The organism is Erwinia amylovora (assembly GCF_017161565.1).
Taxonomy (GTDB): Bacteria; Pseudomonadota; Gammaproteobacteria; order Enterobacterales; family Enterobacteriaceae; genus Erwinia; species Erwinia amylovora.
In genome coordinates this window covers 2,666,621-2,684,933 of sequence record NZ_CP066796.1, presented here as the reverse complement: position 1 = coordinate 2,684,933, position 18,313 = coordinate 2,666,621, and the positions used below count along the sequence as shown (strand labels likewise).

General features: G+C 55.7%; 17 protein-coding genes. 16 read left to right on the top strand and 1 reads right to left on the bottom strand.

Going from position 1 to position 18,313, the window contains the following annotated elements:
* Nucleotides 1-41: 41 nt before the first annotated feature.
* Genes JGC47_RS12295 through JGC47_RS12265 form a run of 7 tightly spaced genes read left to right on the top strand, consistent with a single transcriptional unit; the run spans nucleotide 42 to nucleotide 6,874 of the window.
* Nucleotides 42-734, top strand: a complete 693-nt coding sequence (locus tag JGC47_RS12295; protein ID WP_004159130.1) for a GntR family transcriptional regulator — start codon at nucleotides 42-44, stop codon at nucleotides 732-734.
* A gap of 4 nt (nucleotides 735-738) precedes the next feature.
* The gene (locus tag JGC47_RS12290) at nucleotides 739-1,668 is read left to right on the top strand and encodes a 4-hydroxyproline epimerase (protein WP_004159129.1); all 930 of its coding nucleotides are present in this window, start codon (nucleotides 739-741) and stop codon (nucleotides 1,666-1,668) included.
* Entirely contained in the window at nucleotides 1,668-2,774 is a 1,107-nt protein-coding gene (locus JGC47_RS12285; RefSeq protein WP_004159126.1) for an NAD(P)/FAD-dependent oxidoreductase, read from the top strand. The genes JGC47_RS12290 and JGC47_RS12285 overlap by 1 nt, the downstream gene beginning before the upstream one ends.
* A gap of 4 nt (nucleotides 2,775-2,778) precedes the next feature.
* On the top strand, nucleotides 2,779-3,015 hold the full coding sequence (locus tag JGC47_RS12280; RefSeq protein ID WP_004159124.1) for a 2Fe-2S iron-sulfur cluster-binding protein: 237 nt from the start codon (nucleotides 2,779-2,781) through the stop codon (nucleotides 3,013-3,015).
* Nucleotides 3,008-4,297, top strand: coding sequence for an NAD(P)/FAD-dependent oxidoreductase (locus JGC47_RS12275; protein WP_004159122.1), 1,290 nt, complete (start codon nucleotides 3,008-3,010; stop codon nucleotides 4,295-4,297). Before JGC47_RS12280 ends, JGC47_RS12275 begins: the two co-directional genes overlap by 8 nt.
* Nucleotides 4,287-5,876 (top strand): aldehyde dehydrogenase (NADP(+)), encoded by a 1,590-nt coding sequence (locus JGC47_RS12270; protein WP_004159121.1) that lies wholly within the window; start codon nucleotides 4,287-4,289, stop codon nucleotides 5,874-5,876. The genes JGC47_RS12275 and JGC47_RS12270 overlap by 11 nt, the downstream gene beginning before the upstream one ends.
* Nucleotides 5,873-6,874 carry an Ldh family oxidoreductase gene (locus tag JGC47_RS12265; protein ID WP_004159120.1) on the top strand — a complete coding sequence of 334 codons (1,002 nt, stop codon included), beginning with the start codon at nucleotides 5,873-5,875 and terminating at the stop codon, nucleotides 6,872-6,874. Before JGC47_RS12270 ends, JGC47_RS12265 begins: the two co-directional genes overlap by 4 nt.
* 98 nt (nucleotides 6,875-6,972) lie before the next feature.
* On the opposite strand, the gene sseA is transcribed toward JGC47_RS12265, so the two are convergent.
* Nucleotides 6,973-7,833, bottom strand: coding sequence for a 3-mercaptopyruvate sulfurtransferase (sseA, locus tag JGC47_RS12260; protein ID WP_004159118.1), 861 nt, complete (start codon nucleotides 7,831-7,833; stop codon nucleotides 6,973-6,975).
* 432 nt (nucleotides 7,834-8,265) lie between these two features.
* Here sseA and ndk point away from each other — a divergent pair, with 432 nt between their 5' ends.
* The 9 genes from ndk to der all read left to right on the top strand — a co-directional run bounded on the left by ndk (nucleotide 8,266) and on the right by der (nucleotide 18,312).
* Nucleotides 8,266-8,697 (top strand): nucleoside-diphosphate kinase, encoded by a 432-nt coding sequence (ndk, locus tag JGC47_RS12255; RefSeq protein WP_004159115.1) that lies wholly within the window; start codon nucleotides 8,266-8,268, stop codon nucleotides 8,695-8,697.
* Between the two features lie 170 nt (nucleotides 8,698-8,867).
* Entirely contained in the window at nucleotides 8,868-10,034 is a 1,167-nt protein-coding gene (gene rlmN, locus JGC47_RS12250) for a dual-specificity RNA methyltransferase RlmN (RefSeq protein ID WP_004159110.1), read from the top strand.
* Nucleotides 10,035-10,119: 85 nt separating this feature from the next.
* Nucleotides 10,120-10,851 (top strand): type IV pilus biogenesis/stability protein PilW, encoded by a 732-nt coding sequence (gene pilW / locus JGC47_RS12245; protein ID WP_004159109.1) that lies wholly within the window; start codon nucleotides 10,120-10,122, stop codon nucleotides 10,849-10,851.
* Entirely contained in the window at nucleotides 10,841-11,968 is a 1,128-nt protein-coding gene (gene rodZ / locus JGC47_RS12240) for a cytoskeleton protein RodZ (protein WP_004159108.1), read from the top strand. Before pilW ends, rodZ begins: the two co-directional genes overlap by 11 nt.
* 39 nt (nucleotides 11,969-12,007) lie before the next feature.
* The gene (ispG, locus tag JGC47_RS12235) at nucleotides 12,008-13,129 is read left to right on the top strand and encodes a flavodoxin-dependent (E)-4-hydroxy-3-methylbut-2-enyl-diphosphate synthase (RefSeq protein WP_004159107.1); all 1,122 of its coding nucleotides are present in this window, start codon (nucleotides 12,008-12,010) and stop codon (nucleotides 13,127-13,129) included.
* Nucleotides 13,130-13,354: 225 nt separating this feature from the next.
* Nucleotides 13,355-14,632 (top strand): histidine--tRNA ligase, encoded by a 1,278-nt coding sequence (hisS, locus tag JGC47_RS12230; protein WP_033477935.1) that lies wholly within the window; start codon nucleotides 13,355-13,357, stop codon nucleotides 14,630-14,632.
* Nucleotides 14,633-14,669: 37 nt separating this feature from the next.
* The gene (locus tag JGC47_RS12225) at nucleotides 14,670-15,290 is read left to right on the top strand and encodes a YfgM family protein (RefSeq protein WP_004159105.1); all 621 of its coding nucleotides are present in this window, start codon (nucleotides 14,670-14,672) and stop codon (nucleotides 15,288-15,290) included.
* 128 nt (nucleotides 15,291-15,418) lie between these two features.
* Nucleotides 15,419-16,600, top strand: coding sequence for an outer membrane protein assembly factor BamB (bamB, locus tag JGC47_RS12220; RefSeq protein ID WP_004159104.1), 1,182 nt, complete (start codon nucleotides 15,419-15,421; stop codon nucleotides 16,598-16,600).
* Nucleotides 16,601-16,812: 212 nt separating this feature from the next.
* Nucleotides 16,813-18,312, top strand: coding sequence for a ribosome biogenesis GTPase Der (gene der / locus JGC47_RS12215; protein WP_004159103.1), 1,500 nt, complete (start codon nucleotides 16,813-16,815; stop codon nucleotides 18,310-18,312).
* Nucleotide 18,313 lies beyond the last annotated feature (1 nt).

Sequence of the window (18,313 nt, the reverse complement as noted above, 5' to 3'; positions counted from 1 at the left end):
AAGATGTTGAAGGCCGACAAAACAGGATTAACAAGGTAGATATGAATATTTTTGAAACGCCTGATTTAAGCAATGTGCCTTCAACTTCAGATGTGATTACGCAGTATTTACGCCGGGCCATTCTGAACGGTCATTTCGCGGAGAATGAGCCCGTTCGTCAGGACGAAATAGCGAAAAAATTCAACGTCAGCAAGATCCCAGTCAGGGAGGCATTAAAAAAACTCGAAGCAGAAGGGTTAGTGGTGTTTGTCAAAAATAAAGGAGCGACCGTGACGCGTATGAGTGACGATGAACTCGCTCAGTTATTTGAAATGCGTATTCTCCTTGAAGTGAGGCTGCTTGAGCTGGCAATTCCCAATATGCAAATGGCGGACTTTCTGCATATTGAAGAAGTCGGTAATAAATATATCAGCGACCCAAATATTATGAACTGGTCAGCTTTAAACTGGGATTTTCATCTGGCGCTTTACCGTGCGGCTAATCGCCCGCTTATCGTTGACAGCGTGAAAATGATTAACCAGAAGCTGGAACGCTATTTACGAATGCAGCTCAGCCTGTCGAACGGTAAAGAAAAGTCTGACAGGGAACACGCTGAAATTATCTCTTTATGTCGACAAAAAAACATCCCTGGTGCCGTTGACTTGTTGAAAAAACATATTTACGGCGTTTGCCAGTCATTATTAGACAATCTACATGTCAAATCTCGCGAAAAAGGATTTGATATTATGAGGTGAGTTGATGCATAGAATTTCAGTCATAGACTCCCATACGGGCGGAGAACCCACCCGACTGGTCACCCATGGCTTTCCCGACCTCGGACGAGGTTCGATGTCGGAACGACGTGATTTGCTTGCCAGAGAATACGACAGATTTCGCCGAACGGTTATTCTCGAACCTCGTGGTAATGATGTATTGGTCGGGGCTTTACTCTGTCCTCCGGTCTCGCCGGATGCCTGTGCCGGGGTGATTTTTTTCAATAATAGCGGCTATCTCGGGATGTGTGGTCACGGCACCATCGGGCTGGTGCGCTCGCTTGCCTGGATGGGAAAAATCTCACCCGGCGAGCACAAAATTGAAACCCCGGTCGGTGACGTGCTTGCCGTGCTGCATCAAGATCTCACCGTTAGCGTGCGTAACGTTGCCGCACGACGTTATAAGAAGTCGCTTTCCCTTGACGTGCCGGCGTTCGGTCAGGTCACCGGCGATATCGCCTGGGGGGGGAACTGGTTTTTTCTTATCAGCCATCACGAGCTGGCGGTACATCGCGACAATCTTGCACAGTTAACCGAATACTGTACCGCCGTTCAAAAGGCGCTGCTGATGCAAGGGATATTGGGCGATGACGGTGCGCCTGTCGACCATATTGAACTGTTTGCAAGCGATGCCAGCGCCGACAGTCGCAGCTTCGTATTATGCCCGGGGGGCGCGTACGATCGCTCCCCTTGCGGCACCGGCACCAGTGCCAGGCTGGCCTGCATGGCTGCGGATAACCAACTGGCTCCTGATACCGTCTGGCGGCAGGCCAGCGTGATCGGCAGCGTATTTGAAGCCTGGTACCGGCCACTGGCAACCGGCATTGAGCCGGTGATACGCGGTGCGGCTTCCATCTGCGCCGAGACCACGCTGGTTATAGACGACAGCGATCCCTTTGCCTGGGGGATCGGGTAATGCCTCCCTGCACCGCTGCGGATGTCATTGTGATTGGCGGCGGCATTGTCGGAGCCTGCTGCGCATGGACGCTGGCAACAGCAGGCCTGGAAGTGACGATCATTGATGCCGGCTTACCTTGCGCCACGTCGGCGGGCATGGGCCATCTGTTGATCCTCGACGATAATCCTGCCGAATGCGCTTTGACGCGCTATTCACTTAAGCGCTGGCAAGAGATAAGCCATTTACTGCCAGACGCGGCGGCATATCGCAGAAACGGCACGCTGTGGATGGCCGCCAGTGAACAAGAAATGGCGGTGGCCGAACAAAAATATCATCTGCTACGCCAGCTGGGAGAAAACTGTGCCTTGCTCAACGGAGAGCAGCTCACTCAGGCAGAGCCAGCCGTGCGTCAGGGGCTGGCTGGCGGTCTGCTGGTCAAGGATGACGGAATTTTGTACGCGCCCGTGGTCGCACAATGGATGTCACAGCATCCTCGTATCAACAACATACGCGGACGCGTTGTCGACCTCAACGAACCTTATGTCGTCCTTGACGATGGCAGGCAGTATCGCGCCCGGCATATCGTCCTTGCCAATGGCATTCAGGCGACGGAATTGTCGCCCGAATTACCGCTGGTGGCAAAGAAAGGCCATCTGCTGATTACCGATCGCTATCCGCACGGCATCACCCGAACGTTGGTTGAACTGGGCTACGTCACCAGCGTACACCATGCCACCGGGCCGTCTGCCGCCTGTAATATCCAGCCGCGCCCGACCGGACAGCTTCTGGTTGGGGCAACCCGCCAGTTCGATAGCGTTGATCCTGCCGTTGAGCCATGGATGCTTAGCAAGATGGTGCGCAGAGCCTGTGAATATGTCCCCGCGGTTAAAAAGATGAACGCGATCCGCACCTGGACTGGATTCAGGGCTGCCTCGCCCGACGGGCTGCCGCTGATAGGGCGCTATCCGGGACGATGCGGCCTGTGGCTTGCCGTAGGGCACGAAGGGCTGGGTGTGACTACGGCAACCGCCACGGCGGACCTGATCAAAGCCGACATTCTTCAGCAACATCACCCACTGGAAGCCGGGGCTTATTTACCCGATCGTTTCTTATGCGGAGGCTAATCGCATGATCGCACTGTTTATCGACGGCGCGCCCGTCACGGTAGTGGATGGCACCAGCGTGGCCGCAGCACTGTCTCTGGTCGCCGACGGCTGTAGCCGCATCTCGGTCACCGGCCAGCGCCGTGCCCCTTTTTGCGGTATGGGCATCTGTCAGGAGTGCGGGGTCAATATTAACGGGCAACGCAGGCTGGCCTGCCAGACTCTGTGTACGGAAGCGATGAAGGTGGCAACCTGTGACTGATCTTACGACTCAAGTACTGATTATCGGGGCAGGCCCCGCCGGAATGGCTGCTGCCATCGCTGCGGCAAGCAATGGTGCCGATGTGCTGGTGATTGACGACAACCCCAATGCTGGTGGACAAATCTGGCGCGCTGGCCCCGGCCGTTTACCCCGTGCGGGGGTGAAACACGTTAAGGCTTTTTTTCACGCCGAACGCATCACGCTGCTGCCGCAGACGCGTTTGATTATGCAGGTTACGCCCGGGCACTACCTGCTGGAAAACCCGGACAGAGCGCTGCAGGTCAAGGCCGAACGCCTGATCATCTGTAGCGGGGCGCGTGAACTGTTCATTCCCTTTCCGGGCTGGACGCTACCGGGTGTCACCGGAGCTGGCGGGTTACAGGCGCTAATAAAGTCAGGGATGGATGTTCGCGGCCAGCGCGTGGTTATCGCCGGCAGCGGCCCCCTTTTGCTGGCCAGCGCGCATACGGCAGGCAAGCAGGGGGCGAAGGTGGTGCAAATCTGTGAGCAGCAAAACATCAGGATGTTGAGCCGGATGCTGGCACAACTTTGGCGCTGGCCGGCAAAGCTTGCTCAGGCGCTCATGCTGGGCCACCTCCGCTACCGACCCGCCAGCTATGTGGTGTCCGCCCACGGCGCGCAAAAGCTGGAGTACGTGATGATCAACCAGCGCGGGCGTAGCAAAAAAGTGGACTGCGACCGCCTTGCTTGCGGCTTTGGATTACTTCCTGACGTGCAGGTTGCGCAACTTCTTGGGGTAAAAACCGCCGCCGGGGCAGTGGTGGTGAATAGCGACCAGCAAACTTCATCTGCACATATCTGGGCTGCCGGGGAATGCACCGGGGTAGGGGGCAGTGAACTCTCCCTTGCTGAAGGGTTTATCGCCGGGTTTCAGGCGACCGCAGCCGGGCAAAAATGCCAGGCCTGGCGTCCGGCCAAATTAAGCTGGTCGCGCTTTGCTGACTTATTGCAGCAAACCTTTGAGCTGGATGAACGGCTCAAAACGCTAGTTACCGATGAAACAATCCTCTGCCGCTGTGAAGATGTTGCCTACGGCGCAGTGAAAGATGCTGCCGGCCTGAAGCAGGCCAAAATGCAAACCCGATGCGGGATGGGATCCTGCCAGGGGAAAATTTGCCACGCTTCTCTCTGCTGGCTGAAAAGCTGGTCAAATGAACAGATTCGTCCGCCGGTTATGACGGCCCGGCTGGCAACATTGTGCCTGCCGGACGTCACGCCACCCCACTCACTGAAAGTAAAGGAGCACTCTTATGGACCATGATGGCCAAAACTTTATTGATGGAAAAAGAAGCAGCCTGGGTGACAGAATACTGAGCAGTTTTGACGCGCAAAGCGGTGAAGCACTGCCTTATCTCTTCTGGCAGGCGGCCGAAAAGGAAGCGGAGCAGGCATGTCTGGCGGCCCGGCGCGCCTTTGCCGAATACCGCTCGACCTCTGCAGAACAGCGTGCGGTATTTCTTGAAGCTATCGCCGATGAACTGGACGCGTTGGACGACGCATTTATCCGCCTGGTGATGCAGGAAACGGCGCTGCCGGAAGCACGCATTCGCGGTGAGCGTGCGCGTACCAGCGGGCAAATGCGCCTGTTTGCCCGGTTTTTGCAGCGTGGTGACTTTTACGCTGCGCGCATTGACTGCGCCTTGCCGGACAGAAAGCCGCTTGCGCGCCCGGATCTGCGCCAGTCCCGAACCGCCATCGGCCCGGTTGCGGTGTTTGGAGCCAGTAATTTCCCGCTGGCGTTTTCCACCGCGGGAGGCGATACCGCTTCAGCGCTGGCCGCAGGCTGTAGCGTGGTGATGAAAGCGCACAGCGGCCATATGGCCACGGCAGAGAAGGTTGCCGCAGCTATCGTGCGCGCTGCGCAGAAAAGCGGCATGCCCGATGGCGTATTCAATATGCTTTACGGCAGAGACATTGGTGCTGTCATCGTTAAGCACCCGGCGATTCAGGCCGTTGGCTTTACCGGTTCGCTTAAAGGCGGACGGGCTATCTGCGATATGGCGGCAGCGCGCCCGCAACCCATTCCGGTGTTTGCCGAAATGAGCAGTATCAATCCCGTTATCCTGCTGCCTGGCGCGCTGGAAAAGCGTGGTGAGAAGATAGCACGGGAACTGACGGACTCTGTGGTGACGGGCTGTGGCCAGTTCTGTACCAACCCGGGGCTGATTATTGGCATCCGCTCCGGCGCTTTCGAACGCTTCCTTAATGACATGAAAACCAATATTAGCGCCAGCCCACGACAAACCATGCTTAATCGCGGCGTTTTGCATAACTATCAACAGGGACTTAACGCGTTACATCAACATAACGGCATCACCTGGCTGGCAGGGCAGGAACAGAACGGTCAACAGGCCAGCCCGCAGCTGTTCCTGGCAGAGGCCAGGCTACTGGCCCAGGGCGATGCTCTGCTACAGGAAGAGGTGTTTGGACCGGTCTCGATTGTGGTGCAGGTCAGTGACGAAGCAGAACTCAAGCGGGTTATCGACGGTCTGCGTGGTCAGCTGGCCGCAACCTTAATCGCCGATCCGGAAGATGTGAACGCATTCCCGCTGCTGGTGCCTTTGCTGGAGCAGAAAGCCGGCCGTCTGCTGCTGAACGGTTATCCTACCGGGGTGGAAGTCTGTGACGCTATGGTGCATGGCGGCCCCTTTCCGGCCACCTCCGATCCGCGCGGCACTTCGGTCGGCACGCTGGCCATCGAGCGCTATCTGCGCCCGGTCTGTTATCAAAACTACCCGCAGCAGTGGCTGCCGGACGCCCTGAAAGATGAAAATCCGCTTGGCATTATGCGGCTGATTAATGGTGCACTGACCCGTGACGCCATCCGGGGGGATCAATGAAAATCAGCATTAATGATGCCAGGCAACTGGTCAAAACCATCCTGCTGAAAGCCGGTTTTGACGGGCCTAATGCCCATGCGGTGATGCAAACCATTGTTGCCAGTGAAATTGACGGCTGCACGGCTCATGGCCTGTGGCGCACCCTCGGGTGCGTCAGAACCCTGCACAACGGCAAGGTGGTAGCCGATGCCCGGCCGCAGGTCGATAACCTTGCGCCCGGGTTGGTCAGGGTTGACGCGAAAGGGGGATTTTCCGTTCTGGCGTTTGAAACCGGGTGGCCTCATCTGGTCGATAAAGCCAAAACCCAGGGCATTGCCGCCATGTCGATCAACCACTGCGTCCATTTTTCGGCATTATGGGTTGAAATTGAACGCTTAACGACGGCAGGCCTGGTGGCGCTGGCTTTCACCCCCAGTCATGCCTGGGTCGCGCCAGCGGGGGGAAACGTGCCGGTTTTTGGCACAAATCCGATGGCCTTTGGATGGCCGAGAGCGGCGGGGGAGCCTTACGTCTTTGACTTTGCTACCAGCGCGGTGGCGCGAGGTGAAATTGAACTCCACCATCGCGAGTGCAGGCCGATCCCTGAAGGATGGGGCGTGGACAGGCAGGGAAATAGCTGCACCGATCCGGCAGAAGTGCTCGATTACGGTGCGATGCTGACGTTTGGCAGCCACAAAGGCTCGGCGCTGTCGACCATGATAGAGCTGCTTGCCGGCCCGCTGATTGGTGACTTAACCAGCGCCGAGTCGCTGGCTCACGACGCGGGCAGCAAGTCTTCGCCCTATCACGGTGAGTTACTGATAGCCGTCGATCCCGCTCGTTTTCTCGGCAACGCTGCGGCGCAGCATGTTGCCCGGGCGGAAAATCTGTTCGCAGCGGTAGTGGAGCAGGGAGCCAGACTGCCCTCGCAGCGCCGCTATCAGGCCAGAAAACAGAGTCTGGAAAACGGGCTGGAGATCAGCGATTCTGTCTATCAGGAGTTACTTCAATTAACCTGAGTCGCGCATATCCGTCTTCAACAGGTCAATGTATCACCTGTTGAAGATCGTCCGGGTGCCACTACCGGCCAGCCTCATGCCAGCCAGCAGGCTGCTTTTCAAGCCGATAGTGCATCATTGATGGTTGGCAGGTCATTACGGCTACCCCATTCGCCCCAGGAGCCGTCATACAGCGCGACGTTGTTCACCCCGAGGCTGGTCAACGCCAGAATCACCACTACCGCCGTAACGCCCGAACCGCAGCTGGCGATCACCGGTTGGGACAGATCCACCCCCTGATGGTGGAAGATTGCCCGCAGTTCGTCGGCTGATTTCAAACGTCCTTCGCTCACCAGCGTGTTCCATGCAACGTTCAGGCTACCGGGAATACGCCCGCGGTTCAGGCCAGGACGGGGCTCGTCCACTTCACCGTGAAAACGGTTGGCGGCGCGGGCATCAACTATTTGTGCGCCGCCTTCATGGCTGACCAGCAGCACATCGGTAACGCGTTTGATCTCGCCCCAGCCCGGGCCAACAACAAACTCAGCTTCTGCGACATCAACCGCACCGCTGACCAGCGGCAGCTGCGCCTGCTGCCAGCCGGCCAGGCCACCGGCCAGGATCGATACCCGATCTACGCCAAAATAGCGCAGCATCCACCAGGCGCGTGGGGCCGAAAACAGATTGCCCTCGTCGTACACCACCAGATGTTTAGCGCTGCTAATGCCCAGCTCGCGCATCGCAGCCGCAAAGCGACCGGCGCGCGGCATCATATGAGGATAAGGGCTGGTGTGATCGGACAGCGCTTCAATATCGAAAAACGGCGCGCCCGGCAGGTGAGCCGCCAGATATTCGGCGTGGACGTCGCGTGTTTTCTCCAGCCCTGGAGCCAGCATACGGGCATCCAGTATCTGAATATCTTCATCGCTCAGATGCTGTGCCAGCCATTGAGCGGAGACGAAAACAGAGGGTGTTGTCATTGCGGCCTCATTGTCAGTCAGGGGTAACGCAGTGTCAGGGATTTTTTTTGCTATCACAAGGTTAATTACGGCCATTCGCTCAGGCTAACACACGGCGGCGCAACGGCTTGTCAATAACAGAAGCCGGGCGAGCAGATGCTATTTCAGATCGGTTCTGGCATGGCTTAACGTCCTCTACTGGCAGCCTGATAAACAATACGGCTGACGCCCTTATTTCAGACAGTTCCCCGCTGGCTGTTCTGTTCACCGGCTGTGCAACTGCGTAAAATAGCCGCAGATGTGGGGGGATTTCATGCGATGCACGGCGGAATTTTCGATAAATTATGGAAACTCAGATAGTCATCCATGGCTATGCCCCCTATAATCCGCGGCCACTTTCCCGGTTTGGGACAGGTTTTACGGCTAAACTCGAAAAATAAAACAGGGGTTCACATGACTATTGAGCGTACGTTTTCTATTGTTAAACCGAACGCAGTGGCAAAAAATGTTATCGGTGCCATTTTCAACCGCTTTGAAAGCGCTGGCTTCAAAATTGTTGGCAGCAAAATGCTGCACCTGAGCAAAGAGCAGGCTGAAGGGTTCTACGCAGAACATCAGGGCAAACCGTTTTTTGATGGCCTGGTTGAGTTTATGACTTCCGGACCGGTAGTGGTTTCCGTACTGGAAGGCGACAACGCCGTGCAGCGCCATCGTGACCTGATGGGAGCAACCAACCCGGCTAACGCCCTGGCGGGCACGCTGCGTGCTGACTACGCCGATAGCTTCACCGAAAACGCAACTCACGGTTCTGATTCTGCTGAATCTGCCGCGCGCGAAATCGCTTACTTCTTCGGCGAAGGCGAAATCTGCCCACGCACCCGATAATACGGCTGCCTGATGGCGAAGGGGGCAGAATTTATTTTGGTCTACCGCTTTAACCCTTCATCAGTCATGAGTACAATAATGCGCCCCGCCAGTTGATGCTGCGGGGCGCTTACCTTTTATTCACTCGAAACCCAGTGCCATAACGTGTAACAACGAGGCCAGAGAATATTATGTCAGAACTTAATGTGACGCCATCGTCCGTATCACCTGCAATCACCCCGAAAAAAGAAAAAATCAACCTGCTGGATCTTAATCGTCAGCAGATGCGCGAGTTTTTTGCCAGTCTGGGTGAAAAGCCGTTTCGTGCCGATCAGGTGATGAAGTGGATCTACCACTACTGCTGCGATGATTTCAATGAGATGACCGATATCAACAAGGTCTTCCGCAACAGGCTGCAAGAGCTGGCTGAGATCCGCGCGCCCGAAGTGGCAGAAGAGCAGCGCTCGGCGGATGGCACCATTAAATGGGCTATTCAGGTGGGTGGGCAACAGGTAGAAACCGTCTACATTCCGGAAAAAGACCGCGCCACGCTGTGCGTTTCTTCCCAGGTTGGTTGCGCGCTGGAGTGTAAATTCTGCTCGACGGCGCAGCAGGGCTTTAACCGCAACCTTCGCGTGTCGGAAATTATTGGTCAGGTATGGCGCGCAGCAAAAATTATCGGCGCGGCCAAAGTGACCGGTCAGCGCCCGATCACCAACGTAGTAATGATGGGCATGGGCGAGCCGCTGCTCAATCTGACCAACGTGGTGCCGGCGATGGAAATCATGCTCGATGATTTCGGTTTCGGCCTCTCTAAGCGGCGCGTCACGCTGTCCACCTCCGGCGTGGTTCCGGCGCTGGATAAGCTGGGCGATATGATTGACGTTGCGTTGGCCATTTCGCTGCATGCGCCGAATGACACAATTCGTGACGAAATTGTGCCAATCAATAAAAAATACAATATTGAAACTTTCCTGGCATCCGTCAGCCGCTATATTGGCAAATCTAACGCTAACCAGGGACGTGTTACTATCGAGTACGTGATGCTCGATCATATCAATGACAGCACGGATAACGCGCACGAACTGGCTGCATTATTGAAAGACACACCGTGCAAAATCAACCTGATCCCATGGAACCCCTTCCCTGGTGCGCCTTATGGTCGCAGTTCGAACAGTCGCATCGATCGCTTTTCTAAAGTGTTGATGGAATACGGATTTACCACTATTGTGCGTAAGACCCGTGGTGATGATATTGATGCTGCCTGTGGCCAGTTGGCCGGAGACGTTATCGACCGCACCAAACGCACGTTGAAAAAGAAAATGGCCGGTGAGGCCATCTCTGTGAAGGCGCTCTGAAAACAGCGCTTTTTCCCTGTTCACCGCTGTTATCCCGGTGAGATTGGCGTACGATAAGTGGCCACTGGAACCAGGGAGAACAGGGATGAAAACAGGGAAGCTGACCGCTTTGCTGCTGCTTATGCTGGTGGGGTGCCAGACTTCACCGCAGCGCCACGTAAGGGTTGAAACGCGCATCCAGCTGGGCCTGGCCTATCTGTCCAACGGCAATATGGATGCCGCGCGCAGAAATTTGCAGCGTGCGCTCAGTCAGGCTCCGGGTGATTATCGCGTTCAGCTGGCGATGGCGCGTTACCAGCAGCAGACGGGCGATCGCAGCAGGGCAGAGCAACATTACCATCGGGCACTGGCGCAGGCACCGCAAAACGGCTATGTGCTTAATAATTACGGTGCGTTTCTCTGCGGATTAGGGCAGTATGATGCGGCACAACGCCAGTTCAGTCTGGCCAGAGAGGATTCCGTAAGCGGACTGCGTGCCGACAGTGTTGAAAATTCGGGCTACTGTTTTTTGAATGCCGGTCAGCCAGATAAAGCGCGTAAAGCGCTGGTGGATGCGGTGCAGACCGATCCAGCCAAGGGACTGCCCATGCTGGCAGAAGCCGAAAGGCGATTGGGAAAAGGGAGACGCTCAGAATCGCGGCTCTTGTTAGATGTTTATCAACACAACTTTCCTGTTTCTGCGGAAAGCCTGTGGTTAGAGATTCGCTTAGCCGCGCAGGCAAAACGGCCCGCTGATGTACAACATCATGGGGCACAGCTTGCGCAAATTTTTCCACAATCGATACAGTACCAGCATTTTTTAGCTAATGAATACTGAAGCCACTCAAGACAAATCTAACGTTAATTCAACAGGCGAGCGTCTGCGCAACGCCCGTGAACAGATGGGACTGACTCAGCAGAATGTTGCCGAGCGCCTCTGCCTGAAACTTTCCACTATTCGAGATATTGAAGAGGATAACTCGCCTGCTTCACTGGCATCGACATTTCTGCGTGGCTATATCCGCTCTTATGCCAGGCTGGTTCGCGTGCCGGAAGAAGAGCTGTTACCGATGATGGCCAAGCAAGCCCCGATCAGAGCTGCCAAGGTCGAGATGATGCAAAGTTATTCCCTGGGTAAGCAACGCAAGAAGCGAGACGGCTGGTTAATGATTTTCACCTGGCTGGTGCTGTTTGTGGTGTTGGGATTGACCGGGGCCTGGTGGTGGCAGAATCATAAAGCCGCTCAGGACGATTTAGTGTCGATGGCCGATCAAAACGCCTCGCTGGAAGGCAATAATCACCAGTCGATTGCGCTGACCGATGGCAATGCCAGCAGTAGCGCCGCTGGCGTTGCCCAAACTGCCGTGCCGTTAAACAACACGTCAGCGGCAGAGAACGGCATCGTGCCTGATGCAGCGGCAAACAACAGCAGCACGCCAGCAGCTGCGGTAGAGAGCAGCAATACATCACCTGCTGCTAACGCTGCCACGAGCACTAACGCTGCCACTAGCACTAACGCTGCCACTAGCACTAACGCTGCTACTAACGCTAACGCTGCTACTAACGCTAACGCTGCTACTGGCGCCAACGCTGCCGCGCCCGCAGCGTCTGATACTGCGCAGCTGGCTGCCATCACCCCGTCGCAGGCACCGGCTGCTGCTGGTGAGCTGCCTACCGGCAGCGCCGGTATCAGCCAGGCGGCGGCTGATGCCAATAGCCTGGTAATGAGCTTTTCGCGTGACTGCTGGCTGGACGTGACCGATGCTACGGGCAAGAAACTGTTCAGCGGCATGCAGCGCAGCGGAGGTCAACTCAGTCTGGCCGGAAAGGCACCTTATCGCCTGAAGATTGGCGCTCCGGGCGCAGTAGAGATCGAATACCAGGGCAAACCTGTCGATTTGAGTCGTTTTATCCGTACTAACCAGGTTGCCCGCCTGACGGTAGGTGCGCAATAACGCATCTTCTCTGGTCGCGAGTAATTGTGGAGAAAGAATATGCATAACGAAGCACCCATTATCCGTCGCAAATCAAAGCGCATTTACGTCGGCAAGGTGCCTGTGGGTGACGGCGCGCCTGTTGCCGTTCAGTCCATGACCAACACCCGTACCACCGACGTTGCCGCGACGGTCGCTCAGATCAAAGCGCTGGAACGCGTTGGCGTAGATATTGTGCGCGTATCCGTGCCCACGATGGATGCCGCAGAGGCTTTTCGTCTTATCAAACAGCAGGTCAATGTCCCGCTGGTTGCTGATATCCACTTTGACTATCGTATTGCCCTTAAAGTCGCTGAATATGGCGTTGACTGCCTGCGAATTAATCCGGGCAATATCGGTAATGAAGAGCGCATCCGCAGCGTTGTCGACTGTGCACGCCATTACAACATCCCGATTCGCATCGGGGTGAACGGCGGTTCGCTGGAAAAAGACCTGCAGGAAAAATACGGTGAACCAACGCCACAGGCGCTGCTGGAATCAGCTATGCGTCATGTCGACCACCTTGATCGGCTCAATTTTGATATGTTCAAGGTCAGCGTCAAAGCCTCAGACGTTTTCCTCGCCGTTGAGTCGTATCGCCTGCTGGCAAAACAGATCGAGCAGCCGCTGCATCTGGGGATCACTGAAGCCGGTGGTGCACGCGCCGGGTCCGTCAAATCAGCGATTGGCCTCGGCCTGCTGCTGTCTGAGGGCATTGGCGATACGTTACGTATTTCGCTGGCGGCCGATCCGGTAGAGGAAGTCAAAGTGGGCTTCGATATCCTCAAATCACTGCGTATTCGTTCGCGCGGCATTAATTTTATTGCCTGCCCGACCTGTTCACGTCAGGAATTTGATGTAATTGGCACAGTCAACGCCCTTGAAGAACGGTTAGAGGATATCATCACGCCGATGGATATCTCTATTATCGGCTGTGTCGTTAATGGCCCCGGTGAAGCCACGGTTTCAACCATGGGGGTAACCGGTGGCAGTAAAAAAAGCGGCTTCTATGAAGACGGCGTGCGTCTGCGCGAACGTCTGGACAACGACAATATGATCGACCAGCTGGAGGCGCGCATCCGTGCTAAAGCCACCATCCTCGATGCAGCACGTCGGATTGATATCCAACAGCTTGAAAAATAATTTAACAGCATTGTGTCTGGCCTCTTTTGTTGGCCAGACGTAATCGGCGCAGGCCGTTTTGCCGTGACAGCGCAATAGTCGCAGCCTAACGTAGTTACGTAATAATTATTCACCCGTTCAACGGCGCTCAGGTTGTGAACGTGATGGATAATGGGTTCGCGCGTTGACCGGTTGATGGTGGCCCCTGAACCAGCCTGCACATTACCAGATAAAAGAGAATATTTAGTGGCGAAGAACATCCAGGCCATTCGTGGCATGAACGATTATCTGCCGGCTGAAACCGCCGTGTGGCAACGCGTTGAGCAGGTCCTTAAACAGGTACTGAGCAGCTACGGTTTCAGTGAAATTCGTGTGCCGATAGTAGAGCAGACTCCGTTGTTTTTACGCGCTATCGGTGAAGTCACCGACGTGGTTGAAAAAGAGATGTATACCTTCGACGATCGCAACGGTGAAAGTCTGAGTCTGCGCCCGGAAGGTACCGCTGGCTGCGTGCGGGCGGGCATCGAGCACGGTCTGCTGTACAATCAGGAGCAGCGTCTGTGGTACATCGGCCCGATGTTCCGCTATGAACGCCCGCAAAAAGGCCGCTCTCGTCAGTTCCACCAGATTGGTGCTGAAGTGTTTGGCCTGCAGGGGCCGGACATTGATGCCGAACTGATTATGATGACCGCCCGCTGGTGGAAAGCATTGGGTATTGCTGACCATGTCGTGCTGGAGCTTAACTCAATCGGTTCGTTGCAAGCGCGAGCGAACTATCGCGATGCGCTGGTCGCCTTCCTTGAGCAGCATGTTGAAATGCTGGGTGAGGACTGCAAACGTCGCATGTACTCCAACCCGTTACGCGTGCTGGATAGCAAAAACCCTGACGTCCAGGCGTTACTGAACGATGCTCCGACTCTGGGCGATTATCTGGATGACGAATCGCGCGAGCATTTCGCCGGGTTGTGTCGCCATCTGGATGCGGCCGGCATTGCTTATCGCGTTAACCAGCGTCTGGTGCGTGGTCTCGACTACTACAACCGTACGGTATTTGAATGGGTGACCGACAAACTGGGTGCTCAGGGCACCGTTTGTGCCGGTGGCCGCTACGATGGCCTGGTTGAACAGTTGGGTGGCCACGCCACGCCGGCTGTCGGTTTCGCCATGGGGCTGGAGCGGCTGGTGCTGCTGGTGCAGGCAGTCAACCCGGAATTTGAACCGACGCGTGTTGTCGATGTCTATGTTATCGCTGCGGGTCAGGGCGTACAGAGCGCGGCGCTGCTGCTGGCTGAACAGCTGCGCGATGCGCTGCCGGAACTCAAGCTAATGAGCAATCTGGGCGGTGGCAGCTTCAAGAAGCAGTTCGCCCGGGCAGATAAATGGGGCGCGCGTATCGCTCTGGTGATCGGCGAAGATGAAGTGGCCAATGGCCAGCTGGTGATCAAAGATTTACGTACCGGCGAGCAGCAGACCCTGGCGCAGGGTGATGCAGCAACCGCGCTGGCGGCATTGTTACAGCGTTAAGCCTTAAGGCGAGCACGATTTAAAGGAGTAGTATTGCGTGGAAGTGTATAGCAACGATCAAGAACAGACAGATGCGCTGAAAAATTTCTTTGCCCAGAACGGCAAGGCGCTGGTCGTCGGTGTGGTATTGGGAGTAGGTGCCTTAATTGGCTGGCGTTTCTGGAGCAATCATCAGGACAGCGGGTCGCGCGAAGTCTCTGCCGCCTATCAGCAGGTGACCACGGCGCTGGATGCCAGTAAACCCGCATCGATTGCAGCAGCCGCGAAGTTTGCCAGCGAAAACAGCAATACCTACGGAGCGCTGGCTTCACTGGACGTGGCAAAACGGTATATTGATAACAATCAGCTGGATAAAGCCGCTGAACAGCTACAAAGCGGCCTGAAAAATACTCAGGACGCGAATCTGCAGGCCGTGCTCAATCTGCGTCTGGCACGTATCCAACTGCAGCAGAAGCAGCCGGATGCGGTACTGAAGACTCTGGATGGCGTCAAGGGTGATGGTTGGGCAACTATCGTGGCCGACGTGCGCGGAGAAGCCTTGCTCAGCAAGGGGGACGTTCAGGGCGCACGCGATGCGTGGGGCAAAGGGATCGCTTCTGATGCGTCATCGTCGCTGAAAGAGATGCTGCAAATGAAAGTGAATAATCTGCCGGGCTAATACAGCTAAATGATTCAAGTCCAGCGAGGTGCTCAGTGATGTGCACGGTATAAGCCTCTGCCCTCCTGCTTGAAATATCACCTGGTTAGCTCGATAAATTTGGCCTGCACAGGCACAAGAGGAATTTCATGGAATTGCGTAAGTTACTTTTGCCGGGACTGATGTCAGTCACCCTGCTCAGCGGATGTTCATGGTTCAGCGGTGAAGAAGATGTTGTCACCATGTCACCGCTACCTTCGGTACAGAATCAGTTCGAACCGAAAAAAGTCTGGAGTACCTCTGTCGGGGATGGCGTGGGTGATTTTTACTCTAATCTACACCCGGCCTGGGCAGATAACACCGTTTATGCCGGCGATCGCCACGGCACGGTGAAAGCGCTGAATTCTGGCGACGGTAAAGAACAGTGGAAAGTTGACCTGTCTGAAAAAACCGGTTTCTTCTCCAGTAATATCCCGGCGCTATTGTCCGGCGGCCTGACCGTTGATAGCGGCCGTGTTTACGTTGGCAGTGAACGCGCCCAGGTCTTTGCCCTGAATACCAGCGATGGTTCGATTGCCTGGCAGACCAAAGCGGCGGGTGAAGTGTTATCCCGTCCGGTAGTCAGCGATGGCCTGGTGCTGGTTCATACCAGCAACGGCATGTTGCAGGGGCTTGACCAGTTAAGCGGTAAGGTTAAATGGTCAGTAAACCTTGATGTACCAGCACTGAGCCTGCGTGGTGAATCTGCACCGGCCAGCGCATTCGGTGCTGCCATTGTCGGTGGCGACAACGGCCGCGTCAGCGCGGTGATGATGAATCAGGGGCAGATTATCTGGCAGCAGCGTATTTCCCAGCCGAGCGGTGCTACCGAAATCGACCGTCTGGCCGATGTCGATACCACTCCGGTGGTGGTCAATGGCGTGGTCTATGCGCTGGCCTATAACGGCAACCTGACGGCGCTGGATCTGCGCTCCGGTCAGATCCTCTGGAAACGTGAAATTGGATCGGTGCACGATATGATCGTTGACGCTGGCCGTATCTTCCTGGTTGATCAGGATGACCGCGTGATGGCGCTGAATATCGAAGGCGGCGTCAGCATCTGGCGTCAAAGCGATCTTCTGCACCGCAACCTGACTTCACCGGTACTGTATAACGGTTACCTGGTGGTGGGTGACAGTGAAGGCTACCTGCACTGGATGAACACCGACGACGGTCGTTTTGTTGCCCAGCAGAAACTCGACAGCTCCGGTTTACAGACTGAACCCGTGGTCGCCAGCGACAAATTGCTGATCCAGTCGAAAGACGGCGAAGTTTACGCGATTACGCGTTAAGCCGCCTGGTATCACTACCCGTTCGTTTTCGCCTGCTGGCTGGCTCAACGATCAAGGGTAAACGGCTCCTGATTAGTCAGGGGCCGTTTTGTTTTTCTTCCGGCGTGTTATCCTAAGCGCCATCGGCCTGTGCCCTTCGTCAGTTCAACTGACAGCGGGCAGCGAAAACTCTTCGCAGCCAGGCGCTTATTATTCAGTGATGAGGCTTCAATATGGTACCTGTGGTCGCGCTGGTCGGGCGTCCCAATGTGGGAAAATCCACCCTGTTCAACCGTTTAACGCGCACGCGAGACGCGCTGGTAGCGGATTTTCCCGGGCTTACACGAGACCGCAAATACGGTCGCGCCGAAATTGAAGGGCGCGAATTTATTTGTATTGATACCGGCGGTATTGATGGCAACGAAGAGGGCGTGGAAACCCGTATGGCGGAACAGTCACTGCTGGCGATTGAAGAAGCCGACGTGGTGCTGTTTATGGTTGACGCCCGCGCCGGGCTGATGCCGGCCGATACCGCTATTGCTAAACATCTGCGTGCGCGCCAGAAGCCCACTTTTATCGTGGCCAACAAGACTGACGGCCTGGATGCGGATTCGGCGGTAGTCGACTTCTGGTCACTCGGGCTGGGTGAGATCCATCCGATTGCCGCCTCTCACGGGCGTGGCGTGACCAGCCTGCTGGAGCTGGTACTGCTGCCGTGGATGGATGAAGTCGCCCCGGAGCGCGAGCTGACCGAAGAAGAGGAAAACGAAGCCTACTGGGCCGAACTGGCGGCGAAAGAAGCCAAAGCCAGTGGTGAAGATACCGCAGACGCAGAAGATGATTTTAACCCGCTCGATCTGCCGATCAAGCTGGCTATCGTTGGTCGTCCTAACGTCGGTAAGTCAACGCTGACTAACCGTATTCTCGGCGAAGACCGCGTGGTGGTATTCGACATGCCGGGAACCACGCGAGACAGTATTTATATCCCGATGGAGCGTGACGGTCGTGAGTATATCCTGATCGATACTGCCGGGGTGCGTAAGCGTGGTAAAGTCACTGAAACCGTCGAGAAATTCTCTGTCATCAAAACGTTAAAGGCCATCGAAGATGCCAACGTGGTGATGTTGGTTATCGATGCACACGAAGGTATTTCCGATCAGGATCTCTCCCTGCTGGGCTTTATCCTTAACAGTGGCCGCTCGCTGGTAATTGTGGTTAACAAGTGGGATGGCCTGTCGCAAGAAGTGCGCGATGAAGTGAAAGAAGCGCTGGATTATCGCCTCGGCTTTATCGACTTCGCACGTATTCACTTTATCTCCGCCCTGCACGGCAGCGGCGTGGGTAACCTGTTTGAATCGGTGACCGAAGCTTACGACTGTTCAACGCGCCGCGTTAACACCTCGATGCTGACGCGTATCATGCATATGGCGGCTGACGACCATCAGCCACCGCTGGTGCGTAGCCGCCGCGTGAAGCTGAAATACGCTCACGCCGGGGGTTATAACCCGCCGATTGTGGTGATCCACGGTAATCAGGTCAAAGACCTGCCGGATTCCTATAAGCGTTATCTGATGAACTATTTCCGTCGTTCGCTGGATATCATGGGGACGCCGATCCGTATTCAGTTTAAAGAGGGTGATAACCCGTACGAAGGCAAACGTAACCTGCTGACGCCAAACCAGCAGCGTAAACGTCAACGCTTAATGAGCCATCTGAAAAAGAACAAGCGCTGAT

Bases quoted from the DNA above. Each gene is read 5' to 3' on its own strand.
- JGC47_RS12295 (WP_004159130.1), top strand. From the start codon at position 42: ATGAATATTTTTGAAACGCCTGATTTAAGCAATGTGCCTTCAACTTCA.
- JGC47_RS12270 (WP_004159121.1), top strand. From the start codon at position 4,287: ATGGACCATGATGGCCAAAACTTTATTGATGGAAAAAGAAGCAGCCTG.
- bamB (WP_004159104.1), top strand. From the start codon at position 15,419: ATGGAATTGCGTAAGTTACTTTTGCCGGGACTGATGTCAGTCACCCTG.
- ndk (WP_004159115.1), top strand. From the start codon at position 8,266: ATGACTATTGAGCGTACGTTTTCTATTGTTAAACCGAACGCAGTGGCA.
- JGC47_RS12265 (WP_004159120.1), top strand. From the start codon at position 5,873: ATGAAAATCAGCATTAATGATGCCAGGCAACTGGTCAAAACCATCCTG.
- pilW (WP_004159109.1), top strand. From the start codon at position 10,120: ATGAAAACAGGGAAGCTGACCGCTTTGCTGCTGCTTATGCTGGTGGGG.
- JGC47_RS12280 (WP_004159124.1), top strand. From the start codon at position 2,779: ATGATCGCACTGTTTATCGACGGCGCGCCCGTCACGGTAGTGGATGGC.
- rodZ (WP_004159108.1), top strand. From the start codon at position 10,841: ATGAATACTGAAGCCACTCAAGACAAATCTAACGTTAATTCAACAGGC.
- JGC47_RS12290 (WP_004159129.1), top strand. From the start codon at position 739: ATGCATAGAATTTCAGTCATAGACTCCCATACGGGCGGAGAACCCACC.
- der (WP_004159103.1), top strand. From the start codon at position 16,813: ATGGTACCTGTGGTCGCGCTGGTCGGGCGTCCCAATGTGGGAAAATCC.
- ispG (WP_004159107.1), top strand. From the start codon at position 12,008: ATGCATAACGAAGCACCCATTATCCGTCGCAAATCAAAGCGCATTTAC.
- sseA (WP_004159118.1), bottom strand. From the start codon at position 7,833: ATGACAACACCCTCTGTTTTCGTCTCCGCTCAATGGCTGGCACAGCAT.
- rlmN (WP_004159110.1), top strand. From the start codon at position 8,868: ATGTCAGAACTTAATGTGACGCCATCGTCCGTATCACCTGCAATCACC.
- JGC47_RS12285 (WP_004159126.1), top strand. From the start codon at position 1,668: ATGCCTCCCTGCACCGCTGCGGATGTCATTGTGATTGGCGGCGGCATT.